16 protein-coding genes and 1 pseudogene are annotated in these 15,689 nt (G+C 47.9%); 8 read left to right on the top strand and 9 right to left on the bottom strand.

Annotated features, from left to right (window positions below; all coding sequences use genetic code 11):
• The 7 genes from DYC63_RS04080 to DYC63_RS04050 form a co-directional block, all read right to left on the bottom strand.
• A complete protein-coding gene (locus DYC63_RS04080; RefSeq protein ID WP_115218074.1) occupies positions 1-882 on the bottom strand; it encodes an ROK family protein in 882 nt (293 codons plus the stop codon).
• A gap of 2 nt (positions 883-884) precedes the next feature.
• Complete coding sequence (locus tag DYC63_RS04075; protein ID WP_115218073.1) at positions 885-1,700, bottom strand: MurR/RpiR family transcriptional regulator; 816 nt, start codon at positions 1,698-1,700, stop codon at positions 885-887.
• A gap of 19 nt (positions 1,701-1,719) precedes the next feature.
• Positions 1,720-2,169 carry a NanQ anomerase/TabA/YiaL family protein gene (locus DYC63_RS04070; protein ID WP_115218072.1) on the bottom strand — a complete coding sequence of 150 codons (450 nt, stop codon included), beginning with the start codon at positions 2,167-2,169 and terminating at the stop codon, positions 1,720-1,722.
• 11 nt (positions 2,170-2,180) lie between these two features.
• A complete protein-coding gene (locus DYC63_RS04065) occupies positions 2,181-4,028 on the bottom strand; it encodes a TRAP transporter large permease (protein WP_115218071.1) in 1,848 nt (615 codons plus the stop codon).
• 188 nt (positions 4,029-4,216) lie between these two features.
• Positions 4,217-5,197 carry a sialic acid TRAP transporter substrate-binding protein SiaP gene (locus DYC63_RS04060; RefSeq protein ID WP_174892110.1) on the bottom strand — a complete coding sequence of 327 codons (981 nt, stop codon included), beginning with the start codon at positions 5,195-5,197 and terminating at the stop codon, positions 4,217-4,219.
• Between the two features lie 6 nt (positions 5,198-5,203).
• Entirely contained in the window at positions 5,204-6,103 is a 900-nt protein-coding gene (locus tag DYC63_RS04055) for an N-acetylneuraminate lyase (RefSeq protein ID WP_115218069.1), read from the bottom strand.
• 14 nt (positions 6,104-6,117) lie between these two features.
• Positions 6,118-6,813, bottom strand: a complete 696-nt coding sequence (locus DYC63_RS04050; RefSeq protein ID WP_115218068.1) for an N-acetylmannosamine-6-phosphate 2-epimerase — start codon at positions 6,811-6,813, stop codon at positions 6,118-6,120.
• Between the two features lie 105 nt (positions 6,814-6,918).
• Here DYC63_RS04050 and DYC63_RS04045 point away from each other — a divergent pair, with 105 nt between their 5' ends.
• The 3 genes from DYC63_RS04045 (at position 6,919) to DYC63_RS04035 (ending at position 9,656) form a co-directional block, all read left to right on the top strand.
• The gene (locus tag DYC63_RS04045) at positions 6,919-8,049 is read left to right on the top strand and encodes an N-acetylneuraminate epimerase (RefSeq protein ID WP_172459412.1); all 1,131 of its coding nucleotides are present in this window, start codon (positions 6,919-6,921) and stop codon (positions 8,047-8,049) included.
• A gap of 10 nt (positions 8,050-8,059) precedes the next feature.
• Positions 8,060-9,082 (top strand): SIS domain-containing protein, encoded by a 1,023-nt coding sequence (locus DYC63_RS04040; RefSeq protein ID WP_115218067.1) that lies wholly within the window; start codon positions 8,060-8,062, stop codon positions 9,080-9,082.
• Between the two features lie 109 nt (positions 9,083-9,191).
• Complete coding sequence (locus DYC63_RS04035) at positions 9,192-9,656, top strand: cytochrome b (RefSeq protein ID WP_115218066.1); 465 nt, start codon at positions 9,192-9,194, stop codon at positions 9,654-9,656.
• Between the two features lie 358 nt (positions 9,657-10,014).
• Here DYC63_RS04035 and DYC63_RS04030 read toward each other — a convergent pair whose 3' ends face one another.
• Positions 10,015-11,487 carry a WG repeat-containing protein gene (locus DYC63_RS04030; RefSeq protein WP_115218065.1) on the bottom strand — a complete coding sequence of 491 codons (1,473 nt, stop codon included), beginning with the start codon at positions 11,485-11,487 and terminating at the stop codon, positions 10,015-10,017.
• Between the two features lie 388 nt (positions 11,488-11,875).
• Between DYC63_RS04030 and DYC63_RS04025 the strand changes: the two genes are divergently transcribed.
• From DYC63_RS04025 to DYC63_RS04010, 5 genes and pseudogenes are all read left to right on the top strand, one after another.
• Positions 11,876-12,691, top strand: a complete 816-nt coding sequence (locus DYC63_RS04025) for a DNA adenine methylase (protein ID WP_425452128.1) — start codon at positions 11,876-11,878, stop codon at positions 12,689-12,691.
• A complete protein-coding gene (locus DYC63_RS04020; RefSeq protein ID WP_115218063.1) occupies positions 12,681-13,502 on the top strand; it encodes a DNA-methyltransferase in 822 nt (273 codons plus the stop codon). The genes DYC63_RS04025 and DYC63_RS04020 overlap by 11 nt, the downstream gene beginning before the upstream one ends.
• A complete protein-coding gene (locus DYC63_RS04015) occupies positions 13,495-13,782 on the top strand; it encodes a DpnII family type II restriction endonuclease (RefSeq protein ID WP_115218062.1) in 288 nt (95 codons plus the stop codon). Before DYC63_RS04020 ends, DYC63_RS04015 begins: the two co-directional genes overlap by 8 nt.
• A complete protein-coding gene (locus tag DYC63_RS12370) occupies positions 13,775-13,933 on the top strand; it encodes a hypothetical protein (protein WP_172459411.1) in 159 nt (52 codons plus the stop codon). Before DYC63_RS04015 ends, DYC63_RS12370 begins: the two co-directional genes overlap by 8 nt.
• Positions 13,915-14,526 (top strand): annotated as a pseudogene (locus DYC63_RS04010) (DpnII family type II restriction endonuclease); the annotation flags it as partial. The gene DYC63_RS12370 and the pseudogene DYC63_RS04010, both read left to right, overlap by 19 nt.
• Positions 14,527-14,583: 57 nt before the next feature.
• Here the strand turns inward: DYC63_RS04010 and DYC63_RS04005 are convergent.
• Positions 14,584-15,588 carry a putative sulfate exporter family transporter gene (locus tag DYC63_RS04005; RefSeq protein WP_115218060.1) on the bottom strand — a complete coding sequence of 335 codons (1,005 nt, stop codon included), beginning with the start codon at positions 15,586-15,588 and terminating at the stop codon, positions 14,584-14,586.
• Positions 15,589-15,689 lie beyond the last annotated feature (101 nt).

Genomic DNA, 15,689 nt, shown 5'->3' with positions numbered 1-15,689 from the left:
TTATCCTTTGTTTTCGCTGTCTAAGAACCAACGCAGTGCGCCGAGCATATTGGCGGCATTGCCTAGGGTGGCGCAGCTGATATGGCGCGGCATGAAATAGGGCGGTAGGCGTTTGGCAATGGCGGCTTTAAGCCGCGGTTCGATGTATTCACGCTGCGCGGAGATACCGCCGCCGACGATGATGGCTTGCGGTGCAAAGAGGAAAATAATCGGCATCAGGCTTTGTGCGAGCTGCTCCATAAGTTCTTGAAAGCTGGCTTCTGCCTGCGCTTCGCCTTGTTTTAGGCGGTGGAAAAATTCGCGTCCGTTGATTTTTTCGCCGCTTTGTTCTTGATAATGTTGCAATAAGGCGGTGGTAGAGACGATTTCTTCTACGCGTTTGCCTTGGGCGAGCGGCATTTGCCCGATTTCGCCGGCGGTATAGTTCGCGCCGTGCCAGAGTTTTCCGTCAATGAGAATCGCGCCGCCCAGACCTGTACCTAAGGTCAGGCAGAAGGCGGAGCTTCGCCCCTTGGCGGCGCCCAGCCATGCTTCGCCCAAAGCCATGGCATTGACGTCGTTTTCAATGCTGCAAGGCAGTCGGCAATGTTGTTCGACGGCGGTTTTGAGATTGGTACCGGTGTAATTGGGAATGGTCGGGCCGGCAAATTCAATCCGTCCTGTGTGGGGATTGATGACGGCGGAGCTGGAAATGGCAACGCCTTGCACATCATGCTCGGCTTGCACCGCTTGGCAAATGGCAAGGATTTGCGTTTCGATTTGATTGTTATCGGCACTGATGGCGCTGGCTTGAGCGGGAAATTCTTGCAGGCATTGTCCTTCGCGGCTGTAGAGGGCGGATTTGATTTCGCTGCCGCCGATATCAATGGTCAAAATAGGCATGTTTACTCCTTGTTAAGCTGAATGGCATCGTAGGTGCGCTGCCAGATATTTTCGTGCTGCTGCTGATTGATACTCATATAGTCGGCATAGAGCATGTCCAGTACCACTAAGGCGGGGAATTGCGGCGAGATCATGCGCCCGTATTCTAAATTATTTTTGACGGCGAAACTTTGTACTTCGTCGAAGCGGTATTGGAAGTCAGCGGCGATATTGGCGGTCAGCAGCACGACCGATGCGCCCTGTTTTTTCGCGCTATCGAGGGCGGAGAGTACGATTTGGCTGCGACCGCTGATGCTGATGCCGATGACCAGACAATGGCTGTCGGTCAGCACGGCATTCATGCGCATCATGTCGTCGTCTGTGAAGGCGTCGCAAATCAGCCCGACGCGCATAAAGCGCAATTTCATTTCCTGCGCGACCAAGCCCGAGCTGCCTTTGCCGTAGAAATAGACGCGTTTTTTGCGCAAGAGCAGCTGCGTGATGCGGTGGATTTGCGCGGTATCGACCAAAGAATAGGTTTTATTGAGCAGTTCTTGATAGCTGGCTAACACGGGTTGGACGAAATTTTTTTCCGCATCGGGGCTGTCTTGGCTGAAGGCGAAGATAAATTCGCGAAAGCCGCGAAAGCCGCATTTCTGCGCAAAGCGCGTGAGCGCGGCTTCCGAGACGCCCAAACGTTGCGCAATTTGTCGGGCGTTCGAGGGCATTTCATTGTCGGCATCGCTTAAGAAATAATCGGCGATTTTGCGCTCGGCAGGGGTAAATTGCTGCGCTTGGCTTTCAATCAGCGGCGTGATGCTTTTTTGAAAATGCTTCATCGTCTTGCCTTTTGCAGGCTCAAAGCCGCAATTTGAACACCGCTTTGCGGATGTTTTCGGCGATGTTGTTGACCATTAAGCCGGTTTGATGCACGTCTTCAGGGTAAAAGACCGCCACATTGCCGCTGTCGAGCGTGGCGCTGACATGGGGCACCGTACTGGCGATTTCCACATAGTCTTTCTCGGCATGGTATTGCAGTACCAGGCTTTTATCCAAAGGTGCGCAGCGTACCACTTCGCTGCCCTCAATCAGGACATGCACATCTAAATACTCGCGGTGTGCTTCCCAAATCCGCTCTTCGGCGACGGTGGTGGTATAGCCGAAGATATTCACATAGAAGTCTTCGCCCTCAATCGCATGTTCTCCGTTGTCCATTTTCGCCAAATCATGCTCAGCGAGAAAGGCTTTGATTTTTTCGATAGCGCGCGAAGGCGCGCTGCAATTGCTGTGTAGAGAGACAAATTCCATACAAAACTCCTTTATTCGCCCATAATCAAATTAGGCAAAAACGTAATAATGCTTGGGAAAATGGTAATTAAGACCAAGGTTAAGGCAATCGGGATAAGGAAAGGCAATACGCCTTTGGTTACTGTGCTGACGGACATATTACCCGCTCTTGCCACGACGAATAATGCCATGCCCATCGGCGGCGTGAGGATGCCGATCATCATGTTTAAGGTGGTCATGACGCCGAAAAAGACAAGGTCGATATTGTAATACTGGGCGATAGGAATCAGCATCGGCAAGACAAGGAATTGCAATGCCAGCGCATCGATAAACATGCCCAAGAACAAGAGCAGCAGATTGATGAGCAGCAAGACCATCAAGGCGCTGTCAGCAAATGCCACAAAGCCTTCCGCCACTTGAATCGCTACGCGTTCGCGCGCAATCATATCGCCGAAGAAAGTAACCGTCATCACCATCAAAATGGTGACGCCGCTCATCGCCATGGCTTCGACGCAGCTTTTAAACAGCCCCGCCATATTCAGCTCGCGATAGACAAATCCCAAGACGGTGGAATACAGGGCGGCAATGACCGCCGCTTCGGTGGGTGTGAAAAAGCCGGAGAAAATACCGCCGATAATCAGCAGCGGCGTCAGCAATGCCCAGAAAGAGCTTTTGAAAGAGGATATGCGTTCGCTGCGCGTAGCTTTAACCGCTTTGCGGTAGCCGCGTTTTTTGCAGATATAGGCATTCATGAGCATCAGCGCAATCGTGAGCAAGACCCCTGGTACAAAGCCGGCTAAAAACAATTTGGCAATCGAGACGTTGGCAATAACGCCGTAAATAATCATGGTAATGCTCGGCGGCACTAAAGGTCCGATGATGCAGGATGCAGCCGTGATACCGCCACATAAATCGTCATGATAGCCCTCGTCGCGCATGGCTTTGATTTCCAGCTGTCCCAGTCCGCCGGCATCTGCTAGAGCGGAACCCGACATGCCGGAGAAAATCAGGCTTGCGCCGATATTCACATGCCCCATACCGCCCGTCCAATGTCCGAGCATGGCGCGGGCGAAATTGAAAATCCGTGTGGTAACGCCGGCGCTGTTCATCAAAATGCCGGTGAGGATAAAGAACGGCACGCTGAGCAGGCTGAAACTGTTAACGCTGTCAACCAATTTGGCGGCGGCGAAATTGCCGGTATTCCAGCGCGTCATAGAGAAAAACAAAACGGTAGTAATAAAGAGCGACCAGCCGACCGGCATACCCAAGAACATCAGCACCAGCCAGATAAGCAAGACGATATACACCGAGTCTTTGCCGAATTTGACGTAATCGCTGATGCGCAGATATTTAAACCATTCGGGCGCGAAGAAGAGAATCGCAAAAAAGGCAACCGCCAAAGCGATATATAGCCATGCGGGAAACCACGCGGCTTTATTGGCGAAGTTTTCCTGCTGGGTTTGGAAAAAACGCAGCAGCATCAAGCCGGCAATCAGCGGCAGGCCAAGATATAAATATTTGGTGGAGATGCCCAAGGCGACCAATTGATCGGGCGGGCGTTTCATTAAGACAATGCCGTAGTGGATAAAGAGCAGGAGGCAGGAAAAAATCAGCAATTGGATGATGCTGAAGACCGCGACTTTAATTTTAGGCGGCAGGCGGTTGCTGATGAAATCAATCTGCACATGCTGCTGGCTGCGAATGCCCATGGAAATCCCCAACATGCCCACATAGACGAAAATCAGCCGCGCGGCTTCTTCAGACCAAATCAGCGGCGAGTCTAAGATTTCGCGCGCAATGATTTGGAAAATCAAAATGCCAAATATCAGTAAAAATAGGGAACCGCCAATCCATTCTTCTAATTTATTTAGGGCTTTCATCAAAATTTCCTTACCGGTTGAAACCCCTCCCTTTAGGGAGGATAATCTTGTGGGAGAGGTGTAACCTCTTCCAATTCAGAGCAACACGTAGAGCGACGCTCTATGTGTCGCTCTGTGTGTTGAAACAAACATGCTTACTCCTCACTTAACAATAAAGGCAGCCGCCGCTGCGGCCGCCTTTGTCGGACTTATTTCGCCAATGCCGAAAAATCCGCGATGGCTTTTTTGCCTTCTTCGCCGGTTTTGCTGACGAATTCATCATAATAAGGCTTCATCGCCTCTTTAAAGGCGCTCAAATCAGGCGTGGTTACGTTCATGCCTTTGCTTTTGAATTCTTCAACCAGTTTGGCTTCGCCGTCTTGGAAGAGTTTGGTGTGATAAGCCGCCGCATTGACCGCGGCTTCTTTCACGACTTTTTGCAAGTCTTCGGGTAAATCGTTAAAAACATCACGGTTTATCAAATACAATTGGTCGTTGAGAATATGGTTGGTCATCGCCAAATGTTTTTGTACTTCGTAGAATTTTTGCGCGTCGATGGTCGGCAGCGGATTTTCCTGCGCATCTACGGAATTGGTTTGCAATGCCAGATAGACTTCGGAAAACGCCATCGGCGTGGGCGCAGCGCCGACGTGTTTGGCATAGGCGAGGTTGGTGGCGGCATTAGGCACGCGCAGCTTCAGACCTTTCATATCCGCAATGCTGTTAATGGCGCGATTTGAAGTGGTTTGGCGGGTGCCGTTATAAGCCTGCGCCAAGACCAGCATATTTTTCTCGTTTTCGATTTTTGCTAATAAATCCTTGCCGAAATCGGTTTCAAACAGAGCTTTTTGCGCCACCGAGAAATCGCTGATCATATAAGGCAAAGCGAACACTTCCGCTACAGGATAGTAGATTTGAAAACGCGCACTTTCGGAAAAGGCAAAATCCAAAGCGCCGCCGGTCACTTGTTCCATCATCGAGCGGTCGTCGCCCAATTGGGAATTGCCGAAGAGTTCGATTTCGATTTTGCCGCCGGATTTTTCTTTCACTTCTTGAGCGAAATGTTCTGCGGCTTTGTATTCGTTGGCGGTATTGCCGGCGACCAGTCCGAAGCTGAATTCATAATCCGCCGCTTGGGCGTTCAGAGCGGTCAATCCAATCAAGATGCTAAGGCTGAGTTTTTTCATCATAGTCTCCTATTTATTGCCGAAATGGCGTTTGTAAATTTCTTTGGCATTCGCAATTTGTGCTTCAGTGGCTGAAGCCATCGGTTTGCGCGACAAGAAAGGTCCGGCGTCGCAGCCCGAGAGAACCAGCAATTGCTTAATCGTCGGATACAGACCGTTGTCTATAATGTCGCTAATCAGCGCATTGCTGGCGTTTTGCGCTTTCAGGGCTTCTTCGTATTTGCCGGCTTTTGCCAATTCCATGGTTTCGCGCGCGCGCAAGCCGTTGACGTTGTAAGTCGAGCCGATGGCGCCGTCCACATTATTTATCAGAGCAGGTAGCAGCATTTCGTCAAAGCCCGAGTAAATCAGCACGTCGGGATAAGTGCTGCGCAGACGCTCTAAGAGATAGAAATCCGCCGCGGTAAATTTCACGCCGACGATTTTCGGATGCGCGAAGAGTTCGCCGAATTGCGATAAGCCGATATCCACGCCGGTTAAAAACGGAATGGAATAGACAATCATGCGGTTATCCACCGCGTCTAAAATGTCGAAATAATATTGCTTGATTTCCGCGAAAGAGAATTTGTAATAAAAAGGCGTGACGGCGGAAATAGCATCATAGCCCAGATCGGTGGCGTATTGTCCCAATTCAATCGCTTCATAGAGATTGGGGCTGCCGATTTGGGCAATCAAAGATACTTGCTCTTTGGCTTCGTCTTTGGCGATTTGGAAAATCTGTTTTTTGGTGACGGTATCGAGCATAAAGTTCTCGCCGGTCGAGCCGCCCACATACAGACCGTCGATTTTCATCTTGTCGATATTGTGGCGGATGACTTGGCGCAGACCTTTTTCATTGACCTTGCCTTGTTCGTCAAAAGGCACAATCAGTGCGCTCATGAGTCCTTTGATTTCACGGGTTTGAGACATGTTTTCTCCTTGCTTTATTTTCGCGTTGCCGCAACAAATTGTTCTGTAATCCATTTCGGGCGCGTAATGGCAGAACCGACCACTACGCCGAAGACGCCGATATCCAAAACGCGGCGCACCTTCTCAGGCGTATTGATATTGCCTTCGGCAATAATCGGCGCTTTGAGGGTGGCGACCGCGCGGCGGATGAGGGCAAAATCGTCGCTTTCAATCAATTGTCCTTGAGAAGCGGGGGTGTAGCCGACTAAAGTCGTGCCGATAAAATCAAAGCCCAAATCATCCGCCGTCTGCATTTCTTTCCAAGTGGCGCAATCTGCCATCAGCAGCACCTGCGGATATTTCGCGCGCACGGCTTGCACGAATGCCGATAGGCTTTGCCCATTGGGACGCAGGGCATCGCGGGCGTCAAGGGCAATGATTTCGGGGGAAACGCTCATCAATTCATCTACTTCCGCCATCGAAGCGGTGATAAAGACTTCGCTGTCGGGATAATCGCGCTTAATGATGCCGATAATCGGCAAATCGACATTGCGGCGGATTTCTTCGATATCGACGACGGAATTGGCACGAATGCCGACCGCGCCGCCCTGCTGCGCCGCCAATGCCATGCGTCCCATAATGAAAGCGGAATGCAAAGGCTCATGCGGCAAAGCTTGGCAGGAAACAATCAGCCCGCCTTGCAAGGCGGCAATGTTAGGGGGGGAATTCATATCCATTCTCCTTGCTTGTGCATCGAGTATAAAATGCTTTGAAAGAAATTTCAAACTATATTATGATTTGCAAAAATTTATTTCAATAAGCAGAAGGAGTGAAAAGTGAAACTTTATTCTAAGACTCTGTTATCCCTTGCATTGACTGGTTTGACTGCCGCGGCATGGGCGGGCGTTTATCCTGATTTGCCGAAAGCATTTGCAGACGGCGGCGGCGCTTTGATTGACAACACCGCCTATATTGGCTTGGGCAGCGCGGGCGAGCAGTTTTTCAGCCTCGATTTGAGCAAGCAGCAGGCGCAATGGCAAACCTTGCCCGATTTTCCTGCCGGCACGCGCAGCCAGCCCGTCGTCGCCGCCCTTGAGGGCAAACTGTATGTATTCGGTGGTTTGCAGAAAGACGCGCAGGGCGTCTTGCAACTCGTCAATGACGCGCATGTGTTTGATCCCGCCAGTCAAACATGGCAACGCCTGCCCACGCGTTCGCCTCTGGGCTTGGTCGGCGCGCAAGCCTTTGCGCATCAGGGCAAAATCTATTTTGTCGGCGGCAGCAATCTCTCGATTTTTAACGGCTATTTCCAAGACTACAGCGCCGCCGGAGAAGACAAAGACAAGCAAGCGGCAGTGATGAAGGCTTATTTTAATCAGCCTAGCCAAGATTATTTCTTTAACAATCAAGTTTTCAGCTATGAACCTGCCACGAATCAATGGCATAACGAAGGCATCACGCCTTTTGCCGGACGCGCGGGCGCGGCGGTAAAAATCCATGAGGGAAAAGTCTATGTCGCCAACGGCGAACTCAAGCCGGGCTTGCGCAGCGACAGCGTTGAGCTAGGCACATTTGATGATAAAGGACAATTGGCATGGCAAAGTTTGCCGGTTTTGATTGCCGGCGAAGGACAGGCGCGGCAGGAAGGCTTGGCAGGCGCCTACTCGGGACATAGCCACGGCTATTATCTGCTCGGCGGCGGCGCGAATTTCACCGGCGCGCGGGCGCAATATGAAAGCGGCAAATACTATGCCCATGAAGGCTTGACGCGCTATTACGACCCCAATGTTTATGCCTTAAAAGACGGCAAATGGCAGCTGGCGGGACAATTGCCGAGCGCCGGCGGCTACGGCGTATCGCTCAATTATGAAGATGCCGTGATTTTATTCGGCGGCAAAGGCGACGGCGGCGAAATCGGCAGCGTGCAGCGTCTGCGTTTTGACGGCAAAAACTTGAACATTGATTAAGGAGAACATCATGGCTCAAAGCCTTATGGAACAAGAGATTCTGCAAAGCGCGGCGGTGCTTGCCGCGCAGGCGGACAATACCGCGATTAGCGATATGGCGGCGAAATTAGCCGCCGAGCCGCCGGCATTGTGGCTGACGGTGGCGCGCGGCACCTCCGATCATGCAGCGGAATATCTCAGCTATTGGCTGATGCGCTATTGCGGTATTCCCGCCTTATCCGTGCCGCTGTCTTTGAATACGATTTATCAAAGCTCTTGGCAGCTGGAAAAAGCGCAGCTACTTGCCATCTCGCAATCGGGCGGCAGTCAAGATTTGCTGGAAAGCGTGAAAAATATGCGCCGCGCCAAAGATGTGCGCAGTCTGGCATTGGTGAATGTCATCGATTCGCCGCTGGCGCATGCCTGCGAACATGCTATTGATATTGGCGCAGGTAAGGAAAAAAGCGTGGCGGCGACCAAGAGTTTTATCGCCACGCTCGGCGCCGGCCTGCGTCTGCTCTCGCCTTTGCTCAAAGACAAAGACTTGGATGTCGCGATTGCCGCCTTGCCGGAGAAAATCCGCCAAGCCGAAGCCTTGGACTGGAGTAAAGCTCTGGACAGCCTGCAAGACATCTCGCGTTTGTATGTGGTGGGGCGCGGTGCCGGCATGTCGATTGCCAAAGAAGCGGCGTTGAAATTCAAAGAAACCTGCTTGGTACAAGGCGAAGGCTTCAGCGGTGCGGAAGTGCAACACGGCCCGATGGCATTGATGAATAAGGAACAAGTCGCGCTCTTCCTTGCCCCGCCCGATGAAACCCAAGCGGGATTATTGGAAACCGCCGCGCGCTTCCGCCAAATGGGAGCAAAGGTCTTGGTTGCCGCCGATGACAGCGTGGCAGAACGCGATTTGCCGCTGATTGACGCCGGACATCCCGCCCTGCAAGGACTGTGCAGCATTCAAAGTTTCTACCGCATGGTGGAAAAACTCTCCAAAGTCCGCGGCATCAATACCGACAATCCGCCGAATTTGCAGAAAGTGACCAGTACACAGTAATTTCATTCCTCAATCATTTGCCGCGCCCTATTCGCGCGGCTTTTTTATCGCCTTTAACTATGCTAATTTCTCGCAAACCCCTCCCCGCTAACAATACGAAGGAAAATCTATGCATGCCGACAACCAAGACCGCTATGGCAGCGTCAGCCGTTTTTTGCATTGGAGCATGGCGCTCTGCCTGCTGTTTATGTTTGCCAGCGCCCTGCTCTGGCAATGGGATGAGGCTTGGCGCCGTCTGCTGCCTTGGCATAAAGGCGGCGGCATGTTGCTGCTGATGTTGGCAGCCTTTCGCATATTATGGGCAATCAGCGTGGATAAGCGGCCTGCTGCGGCAAATATCGCCGTGCGCTTGGGGCATTCGGCACTATACGTTTTTATGATTGCGGTGCCGACCGCCGCCCTCATCCGCGAAGCCGCCGCCAATGCTTCTGCCGATAATTGGGGCATGCGCTTCGGCGATATTTGGCACGCCAGATTGGCTTATGCCTTTTTGTTCTTGATTGTCGGACACATCTTTATGGCGTTTTATCACCAATGGCGCGGCGAAAAATTATTACAGCGCATGATAGGCTAATCTATAGGTCGGAAAAGTGAAAATTAGCATATTCAGCTCACAACAAAGACGAACATTATATTTTTAGCCTTAGTTTAGGTATTTATGCCTGAAAGCACACATCATGACAAATCGCGTTAGGTGTAAACACCTAATTTGCTAATTTATAGAGAATTAGGTCGAATTCTTGAATCCGACAAATTTATGTTTTGAGTAATGTCGGATACAAGCATCCGACCTACCCGATTGAAAAAAATGATTAACTTTGTCATGAATTGACTATAGTACAAGGCAGCAAGCCGCAGATAGTACAATAGCGTAAGGCAAGATGAGCCAAGATCATCATACGTTTTCAATTCTTCGATGATAGCCGCAGAGCTTATTTCTTCCAATGCCCTGCCATATCGATCAGCACACAGCCTTGCTTATCCAGCAATTGCCGCCGTTTGCCGCGAGATGTCAAAATGTAATTCGGCTCAATACTGGTGACGTAATCGTACTGCGGTTTAATCAACACTTCGCCTTTCTCATCGATATAGCCCAAGCGATCGTTTTTGCTCACTTCCAGCATGCCGTCTAAGCCCTCGACGATATAATCCCAAGTATCATCAGACACTGCTTTGCCGGCAGCATCAAATAAACGATAACCTCCTTTTGTGTAAACAGCATAATTCTTAGCGCCCGGCAGCGGCTTAACATTTTCATATTGCGGAGGAATCAGTTCTTTTCCCTGACCGTCTAAAATGCCAGAATAACGCACAGTGGCATTATTTTTAATCGATTGCTCGTTCGGCAAACGCTTATCCATCATAAATATGCCTTCGGCATAACTCAGCCACTCATATTCAAAGGGAATGATGACCTTGCCTTGACGGTCGATCACGCCTTCTTTGCCGTCCTTGGCGGCAATCAGCCAGCCATTATCCAATAAAGACAAACGCTCGTATTCAAAAGGCAGAATCTCCTTACCCTGCTCGTCAATTACACCCCAATACTCATTTTTCAGCGCTATCGTTATGCCTTTAATAAAAAGTCTAAATTCCATAGAACTTTCTTCTTCATATTCACTGATCATAGAATATTCCGCCGGCAACACTTGCTCGCCTTTCCGATTAAACACCGCCATGGTGGATTCTTGATGATCTACCGGTATAAAATAACCGTCTTGGCTGCGCATAATATAATAATAGCGCAGCGGAATAATTTCTCGCCCCGTCTTATCGATGATGCCCGAAAGATTATCGATGCCGACCTCTGCAAAGCCCTCATAAAAACTCGAGATACGATCATATTTAGCTTCAATGACGAGTTCGCCCGCCGTATTCGCATAGCCGTATTTATCGCCAACTTTTACACCGACCATACCTTCGCCGATATTATCGATGCTATCCACATTATCAGGCAGCGGCAGCGTTTTGCCCCTCAAGTCAATTAACTGATTCGGCTCTTTTTCTTTATCAGATCCGACCGCCACCATACCGTCTTGAACAGACCAAAAAATGGCAAACTGCGGTGCTATCACCTCCTTGCCCTCGCGATCGATAAATCCCCATTTGCCCTCTTTTTGTACCGGCAAGATACCTTCATGCCAATAATCAATGATCTCCTCATAGACAGGCTCAATCATGCGCTTGCCGTCCGTACTGATAAAACCTGTTTTTCCGCCTTTTGATACCGCCAGCCATTGATTGTCTGTAAAATAAGTGTCTTTTTCCGCATCAAAAATAACCATTGAACTTAAATCCGAATACTGCGTCGGCAAGACCATCGGCACGGGGCAATCCTTCGCCGAAACCGCCGTTGCAGCTATTACCGCCGTCGCTAACATACTATTTCGTATTACATATTTCATATTCACCACTCCAATGATTCATTACTTCAATAGTATGAACATCATGCCTGTTTAAATGGCATTATGCAACATCATCTTTACTCTGGGGTTCTGCAAAATACCCCCCATCAACAGTCGAGATTTTACAAAAGAAAACTTGCAAAATTCGGAAGCGTGAGTGAAAATCTGAAACAGTATTTGAAAGCATGTGATGACAATAGAAATAGGCATTGATGATTTAAGCAAATGCTGTGTTTAATTTCGCAACAAATTTCCTTAACTATTCTGTTCGTTCAAAATTTTGCAAAAATCAAATCCATATAATTTTTCTTACCTTTATCCTATATATCCTTAAATTCGATACCAATCATCGAAAAAGCAAATATAAAAACCGACTTAATGAATAAACATCATGTCTAAACCTTTCCTAAAATGGGCGGGCGGCAAATCGAAACTGGCGCCATTTATTGAAAGCCATCTGCCAAAGCAAGCCTCTAAGCGTTTAATTGAGCCTTTTGCAGGATCTGCGGCTGTATCTCTGGCATTGGATTTTGATGCCTATCTGCTTAACGACAGTAATGTCGATTTGATGCGTTTATATCAGGCTTTACAAGAGGAAAAACAGTCATTTATTGACTATATCAAATCATTTTTCACGCCTGAAAATAATCAGGAAACCCGTTTTTACGAACTGCGGGAGCAATTTAATCACAGCCAAGAAAGTATAGAACGCTCTGCTTTATTTGTTTATTTAAATCGCCATGCTTTCAACGGATTATGCCGTTACAATAGCAAAGGCGCATTTAATGTGCCTTTTGGTCGCTATGCCGCGCCGTATTTTCCGGAAACGGAAATGCAAGCATTTATCGCTAAATCGGCACGTCTCGATTTTATGTGCGGCGATTTTCAAGCCGCAATGGAGCAATCTGGCGAAGATGATGTGGTGTATTGTGATCCGCCTTACGTACCCTTGAGCGAAACAGCCTCATTTACCGCTTATGCAAAAGGCGGTTTTCATTTAGACGACCAACAACGTTTAGCAGAAATCGCCAAACAAGTTTCTAAACAATCACAAGGCGTGTTAATTTCTAATCACGACACGGCATTTACTCGCGATTTGTATAAAGATGCACGATTAGAAACGGTTGAAGTGCGGCGCAATATTGCAGCCAAAGGCAGCAGCAGACAAAAAGTAGGCGAACTATTGGCAATCTATGGAAAATGATTTCAATATATTAAAAGAAGAGGCGGCTATTTATCATAGCAACCTGAAAAAACAGGTCTCAGACGGCATGGTTATCTATAATGAAAACGCGCTGAGCCTTATGCGCCGCATTTTAGATAAACATCCGAACGGCTGCTTTGATATGATTTTCGTCGATCCGCCGTATTTTCTTTCTAATGACGGCTTTACTTGTCAAAACGGACAAATGGTTTCAGTCAATAAAGGCTGCTGGGATAAATCGAAAGGTTTGGCAGGTAATCTGGAATTTTACGAAGAATGGCTGCGTTTGTGTTATGCATTGTTGAAGCCCAAGGGCACGATTTGGGTGTGTGGTACGCATCATAATATTTATTTAATTGGTTATTTAATGCAAAGCATCGGCTATCATATATTGAATAATATTACATGGGAAAAACCTAATCCGCCGCCGAATTTATCCTGCCGCTTTTTTACTCATTCTACCGAAACTTTGCTATGGGCAAAAAAAGATAAAAAAGCCAAACATATCTTCCATTATGATGTCATGAAAGCACAAAACGGCGACAAGCAAATGAAATGCGTATGGAAAATCGCTCCGCCAAACAAAAAGGAAAAACTATTCGGCAAACACCCGACACAAAAACCGCTGGCATTGGTCGAGCGTTGCATTCAAGCCGCTTCTCATGCGGGCGATTTGATTTTTGATCCCTTTATGGGCAGCGGTACGACGGGAGTAGCCGCCTTGCAAAATGGGCGAAAATTTTGCGGTTGCGAAATGGAAAAAACGTTTTTTGAATTAGCAGAAAAAAGATTGGGAATTAAAAATGTCTAGATTTGAAGATTTTTTAGAACAGCTTGCAGAGACAAATGCAACATTGGATTCTTTTACGGATTTTGCAAAAATTCGTGCCAATATCAAACCGATTATGGTCAAACTCAATCAATTGAACTACCTAATTGGCAAAGAAAATATTCAAGAAGCGGTTTGTGATATTTACAATGAAAACCCTAAATCATTTGAAATATTGGATATCTTAATTGCTGTCCGTAAAAGTATGGCGCAAAAATCCAGAACAGGCGCAATTTGCCGCAGAAGACAGTCAATTGCATAAAGACGCACCTTTGTCTTTTGCCACAAAAGCAATTGTTTTAGCGATGATTATGCTGATTATGGCATTGTCCAACTGGATGGGCAGCAAGGCTTCGGTCAATCCGATTGAAGCATTCGGCGGTTTATTGATTATAAAAAAGCAAAAGTATTAAATCGGGATTTGCAAATTATAGACATAAACAGCTATTTTACTTCTCCAGATAAAATTGCCGAATATATTGAACAAACAGGTTTGGCGGAAGTTTTTCGCAATAAAGATATTGGCAATTTAGTAGATTATGTGTTTGGAATAGAAGTCGGCTTGGATACTAATGCAAGAAAAAATCGCGGCGGCAATAATATGAGTCTTTCGGTCGCCAATCAATTTAGAACAGCTGGAATTACATTTGATAGCGAAGTTGTCAATACTGTTTTTCCAGAGATTAAAAGTTTGGGGATGGATATAAAGCGATTTGATTTTGTAATCAAATCGCCGGTAAAAACCTATCTTATAGAAACGAATTTTTATAATGTCGGCGGATCAAAATTAAATGAAGTTGCGCGGGCTTATTCTGATATTGCGCCAAAAATTAATCAATACCCGAATTACGAATTTGTTTGGATTACCGACGGGCAGGGTTGGCTTTCTGCTAAAAACAAATTAGAAGAAGCTTTCAGTATTATTCCCAGTATTTATAATTTAACAACTCTGGCTATTTTTATTCAAAAGATTAAAGACGAGCAAGTAATAAACCTGCCAAATTAAGCCTTAAAAACAAGGGATAAATAAACGTATGCTAAAATTTTTTCTTTAGCTGTCGATTTACAGCAAGCCTAAGCTCAAGAATAAGCCGAAGACTATCAACCACAGCCATAACAGTGCGGCTAAGAGCAGAGGTTTGCTGCCGGCTTTTTTCAGCACCGTCCAATGCGTGCTCAAGCCCAAAGCTGCCATTGCCGCTGCCAGCAGCCAAGTGTCCAGCAGTCGGATTGCCGCCATAAGCTGAAGCGGCAGTACGAATATCGAGGCGAAGACTGCCGCCGCAATAAAGCCGAAGGCAAAATAAGGTATGGCGATTTTTTGCTTTTCAGTTCCTGTCAGCTGCTGTTTTTGCCAAAGATAAGAAAGTATTAACAAAAACGGTGCCAGCAGCATGACGCGGATCATTTTCATCGTTACCGCTTCTGCCAGCAGTTGCTCGTCGATGATTTCCGCCGCCACATATACTTGCGCGACTTCATGCACGGATAAGCCGATATATTTTGCAAATGCCGATGCGGATAATCCGCCCCAATGCCAAGCGAATAGTTGCGGATATAAGAATATCGACAGCGTGCCGAAAATCACGACGGTCGCCACCGCTACGGCGGTTTTTTCAGGACGGTTTTTCAGCACGTTTTCCGTTGCCATGACCGCCGCCGCGCCGCAAATGCCCGCTCCTGCGCCGATTAAGACGGCGCTTTCCTTATCCAAGCCCAGACATTTTTTTCCTAAGAGATAGGCGAGCAAGACGGTTGAGGCAATCATCAAGATATCCGCCAGCACTGCCGACCAACCCAAGCCGATGATTTCTTGCAGACTCAGATTTAAGCCGTAGAGAATAATGCCGGTGCGCAGCAGATAGGCTTTGGCGAAATTAACCCCTTTTTGGCAGGGTGCGGCAATACGCGGATAGAGCGTGTTACCCAGCAGCATGCCGAGAACAATCGCCACGATCAGCGGGGATACGCCTTTAAAAAACCACGGCTGCCCCGCCAGCATTATGCTTAATCCTGCCAAGCCCAAACTGAGCAAAAGCCCTTGTCCATAGTGTTTGATTGCATTCATTGTTTTTCCACGCTTGATAGTCTCTTAACTTCAAAATGAGCTTATTATAAGCGCTTCTCCTGACAAAATGTGTATATCTAAGTCTCATTTTGAAGTTAAGG

Source organism: Suttonella indologenes, assembly GCF_900460215.1.
GTDB lineage: Bacteria > Pseudomonadota > Gammaproteobacteria > Cardiobacteriales > Cardiobacteriaceae > Suttonella > Suttonella indologenes.
This window is presented reverse-complemented; position numbering and strand designations above follow the sequence as displayed.